Genomic DNA, 4,714 nt, shown 5'->3' on the forward strand with positions numbered 1-4,714 from the left:
TAGATGTTCAGCCTATTTTACATTTTTTTTTGTACCCCCTTGACAATTTGCACTTTTTCTTAACTTGTCACAAATGCAGTAGATGTGGAAACTTTACCCAGTGACGCCACATCCTCAAATCGTTCTTGGCAAAAAGGCGACCCCATTGTAGAACCCCAAGGCGTGTATCGACTGCCGAATGGGAAACTTGTTATGAGTCGAGAATGTTATTAATTCACTAACAAAAATATGTACCCAATCTTCAGGTGGGTTGCCATTTCAGGTTCAAGCATCGCGACATCAACTTGCATCACCCTCAGTGCGATCGCCCAATCCGCACCGCCACCAGGTGTCACCATTCCCCCTAACGCACCAGACGCGATCGAACAAACGATTCCCAGTCCCTCTTTTACACCCCGTCCTCTCCCCGATGAAACGCCTTCACCACCACCCGAACCCGAACTGCAAACTCCCCCAATTCAAGAGTCACCTGAAGTTACTTCCCCGTCGGGCGATCGCTTTTTTATCCAAAAAGTAGAAGTGCTGGGAAACACCGTCTTACAGGACGAAATTGCCAAATTGATTCAGCCTTACGAGAACCGTTCGGTCACGTTTGAAGAGTTACTCGAACTGCGATCGGCGATTATTCAACTCTATATTAAAAACCGCTACATTACCTCTGGAGCATTCCTGCCCAACAATCAAGATCTCAGCAGCGGTACGATCAAAATTCAAGTCGTAGAGGGCGAACTCGAACAGATTGAAATCGGTGGGTTAAATCGATTGCGAGAAGGATACGTGCGATCGCGCCTAGAACTCGCCACCTCTACCCCCTTAAACCAACAACGTTTAGAAGAAGCTTTGCAACTGTTGCAACTCGATCCGCTTATCGAGAGGGTAAATGCCGAGTTAACCGCAGGCAGCACTCCAGGCCGCAATATCTTGCGAATCAATCTCAAAGAAGCGCCTGCTTTTCACAGTGCGATCGTGCTGGAAAACAACCAATCTCCCAGCATTGGTTCAGTCCAAGGCAGCATACAAGTCAGTCATGATAATCTGTTGGGATTTGGCGATCGTGCTTCAGTCCAATACGGTCGTACTGAAGGACTCGACCTCTACGACCTCAACTATACTATCCCCGTGAAGGCTCGTAACGGTGCCCTTAACTTCCGCTATAACAATGGCGATAGCCGAATTATAGAACGACAGTTCCGGGATATCGGTATTAGAAGCGAAACTCAAACCTATTCCCTCAATTTCCGCCAGCCAATTACCAGAACACCAACCAGTGAATTTGCATTAAGCTTAGGTTTAGATCGCCGTCGCAGCCAAACGTATATCCTCGACGATCGGCCGTTTTCCTTCACAGAAGGTCCTGAAAAAGGCGAATCTAAAGTTACAGTAATTCGGTTTTCTCAAGATTGGGTCGATCGGGGCAGAAGACGAGTTTTAGCAGCCCGTTCTCAATTCAGTCTAGGGATAGATGCCTTTGATGCAACTGTCAACAATACGGGCACTGACGGGCGATTCTTTTCCTGGTTGGGGCAATTTCAATTGGTGCAGCAGTTATCATCCAGAAATGTGCTAGTAGCGCGAATTGATGCTCAGCTAACTCCAGATTCTTTGCTACCTTTAGAACGTTTCAGTATTGGTGGAGTCGATACAGTTCGCGGCTACCGACAAAACCAACTCGTTGCCGACAATGGTATCCTGGGTTCAGTTGAAGTTCGCATTCCCCTTGCCTCAGATACCAGTACACTGCAGTTAGCGCCTTCTTTTGAAATCGGAACTGTCTGGAATAACCAAGATATTGACCCTGACCCAGCTACAATTGCCAGTTTAGGACTGGGTTTGCGATGGCAGATTGTCCCCGATTTATCGTTGCGCTTAGACTACGGCCTCCCCTTAATTTCAGTTGGTGATCGGGGAAACTCGCTGCAAGATAAGGGTATCTACTTTTCAGTACGCTATCAGCCGTTTTGAAGTAGGCTGTAGTAGTTTGCTAACCTAATTGCATATTTGTGCGATCGAGTTTGCACACTTGTGCAATATATTTTCTAGCTGATTTCTATATCATATAAAATGAAACCAATTTCATCACTTAAATCGACGATTTGCCTGACTTATACTAAATCCGCGTTTTCTACCACATTTATAATTAACCACAGAGAGCGTACAGAGTACAGAGAGAGGGAGAGAGTATAAAGGGGATACTAAACCCTGATTTGGTATCATTAACTGAAACAAAAAAGTTAAATAAACCTAAAAAAACGCGCTTTTTCGTAGTTATTTTGATAATACAAACATACTTGCCCCCATCAGCTCAAGCTAAATGCTTACTGGCTAAGGAATTACCAATTACCAACTACGGTTTCAACAATGAGCCAAGATTTACCAGAGCCAAGCACACTCAAAATACTTGTAGTGGATGACCACGAACTAATCTTAAGCGGAACGATCGACTTGCTGAAACGGCACTACCCACAAGCCGAAATTCTTACCGCTAAAACAACCCAGAATGCTCTGCAACAGGTCGAAGCATTTGGGCCGGATTTAGTTATTATGGATCTTTCCCTACCAGAAACCTTCGGGCACACTGCCGAAATCAATCGAGGCATAAAAAGCCTGGGAACTTTAATGAAAAACTATCCCACCCTAAATTTGGTCGTGCAAAGCAGTTATGTCAAAGCACTGGTGCGGATTAAACCAGATATCGACGCTCATGAAGGGGGGTTTACCGTAGCTGACAAAGGACTTTCCAGCGAGGAGATGTTGAAGCGGATTGACTTGGCACTCAAAGGAGTTACCCATACCAAAGATTTGAAAATGCCACCAGGGGAAGTCAAGCCAGAGTGGCTTGAGGTACTCAATCTCGCTTTTGAAGAAGAATTGGAAGATAAAGGCATTGCCGATCGTATGAACCTATCCCTCAGAACAGTACGGCACTACTGGACAAAAGTTCAAGACGTTTTAGGGGTTTACCCGGAAGATGGCAAAAGTCTCCGCATTCAAACGGAAAAACGAGCAAGAGAAGAGGGGTTTATTGATTGATCTGTTTTGTTAAGGAAGAAACTATTGTTACGCACTATTTCGAGCAAAATTAGAAAAGAATTTACCATCGGGTCTAGAGGAACACTGCCAGGAATTGTTGCTATAGCTCTGATTGTACTTGTTCGTTTGAGTGGAGCGCTGCAATTGATAGAATGGGTGACTCTCGACTCGTTTCTGAGGCTGCGACCATCTGAACCTATCGACGAACGAATTGTGATTGTGGGAATTGATGAAGCCGATATCCAACGGATCGGGAATTACCCTATACCCGATCGTGAAATTGCCAAACTGTTAAGAAAGTTGCAGAAGTACCGACCCAGAGTTATCGGTCTTGATATTGTTAGAGACCTACCCGTTGAACCCGGTCATGCCGAACTGGTTGCAGCTTTTAAAGATATCAAAAATCTGATCTTGGTGGAAAAAGTTCTACCTATTTCTATTAAGCCACCCCCCGACTTACCCCCGGAAAAAATTGGTTTTATAGATTACCTTTCCGATGATGACGGCAAGGTCAGGCGTGCAATACTGGGAACAAAGAGACCGGAAAACAATAAAAAATACGCCTTTTCCCTGCCTTTGCGACTGGCAGAAACCTATCTCAAAGCTGAAGACATTGAACTGAGTAAGGGCATTCGCGATCGCGAGGCGATGCGGTTTGGTTCGACGCGGTTTGGTTCGACTGAACTTCCTCGCTTTTTTCCTAATTCAGGAGGCTACGCGGGCGCTGATGATTTTGGTGTTCAGCTACTGCTTAATTATCGCAACGGTCGAGAACGATTTCGCACGCTATCCCTTCAAGATATTAACGATATTGAAGCCGACAAAGGTAATCCTAATGGGCTGCGCGATACCTTTGGCGATCGCATTGTTCTAATTGGGATAACGGCTCCTAGTATTAAAGACTTTGTTAATACTTCTGCGATCGCTAATTTACAACCGCCTGGGAAAATTTATGGCGTAGAATTTCACGCCCATGTTACCAGCCAAATTATCAGTGCAGTTCTCGATGGACGACCTGTTTTGAAAACTTGGTCGCAGGGTTGGGAATATCTTTGGATTGTCGCTTGGGGCGTGTTAGCTATTTATCTCGGTCGGCTGACCCAATCTCCATTAAAAAACCTTGTGTATGTTGCCGCTGCCAGTCTGGGGTTAGTTGGAATTAGTTATGCCTCGATCGTCGGGGGATGGTGGATTCCCGTAGCACCAGCTTTATTAGTTTTGGTCATTAATGGTGCAATCTTGAGTAATTTCTATCAATACGATCGATTTTTGAGGTTTCAGATTGAGCTCCGCCAACACACCATAGAACGGACATTTATTATAATTCATAATGGTCCTTTGCAAACACTAGCAAATATTTTGAGGCACGTTCAAGACCAGGATTTAGAACCAAATCGATTGCTCGAAGAACTGAAAAATCTCAACTGCGAAATCAGAGAAGTCGGCGAATACCTAAAACTAGAAGCTCTCGATCGAAATGAAAGCCTCCGTCTCGGCAGCGGTCTAATCCTAGACTTAAAGCTACCGATTCGCGACCTTCTCTATGAAGTCTACAGCCATACGCTACAGCGAAATTTTCCTTCTTTTAAAACGCTCAAAGTTAAAGCTTATTCGTTCGAGCCAATTGAAGAGCAATACTTAAGCCTGGAACAAAAGCGAGAACTCTGCCAATTTCTGGAAGAAG

Annotated in this window: 3 protein-coding genes; all 3 read left to right on the top strand. The window is 44.8% G+C overall.

Annotated elements, in window-relative coordinates; all coding sequences use genetic code 11:
* Positions 1-228 precede the first annotated feature (228 nt).
* Positions 229-1,962, top strand: coding sequence for a ShlB/FhaC/HecB family hemolysin secretion/activation protein (locus QUA23_RS30455; protein WP_333079207.1), 1,734 nt, complete (start codon positions 229-231; stop codon positions 1,960-1,962).
* Between the two features lie 396 nt (positions 1,963-2,358).
* A complete protein-coding gene (locus QUA23_RS30460) occupies positions 2,359-3,030 on the top strand; it encodes a response regulator transcription factor (RefSeq protein ID WP_333078925.1) in 672 nt (223 codons plus the stop codon).
* 24 nt (positions 3,031-3,054) lie between these two features.
* The coding region (locus tag QUA23_RS30465; protein ID WP_333093979.1) for a CHASE2 domain-containing protein at positions 3,055-4,714 on the top strand (1,660 nt) is incomplete at its 3' end.

This window comes from Microcoleus sp. Pol1C5 (assembly GCF_036701115.1).
Classification (GTDB): Bacteria; Cyanobacteriota; Cyanobacteriia; order Cyanobacteriales; family Microcoleaceae; genus Microcoleus.

What these genes read in the sequence shown, in the direction of transcription:
- QUA23_RS30460 (WP_333078925.1), top strand. Translation starts at nt 2,359, where the DNA reads ATGAGCCAAGATTTACCAGAGCCAAGCACACTCAAAATACTTGTAGTG.
- QUA23_RS30455 (WP_333079207.1), top strand. Translation starts at nt 229, where the DNA reads ATGTACCCAATCTTCAGGTGGGTTGCCATTTCAGGTTCAAGCATCGCG.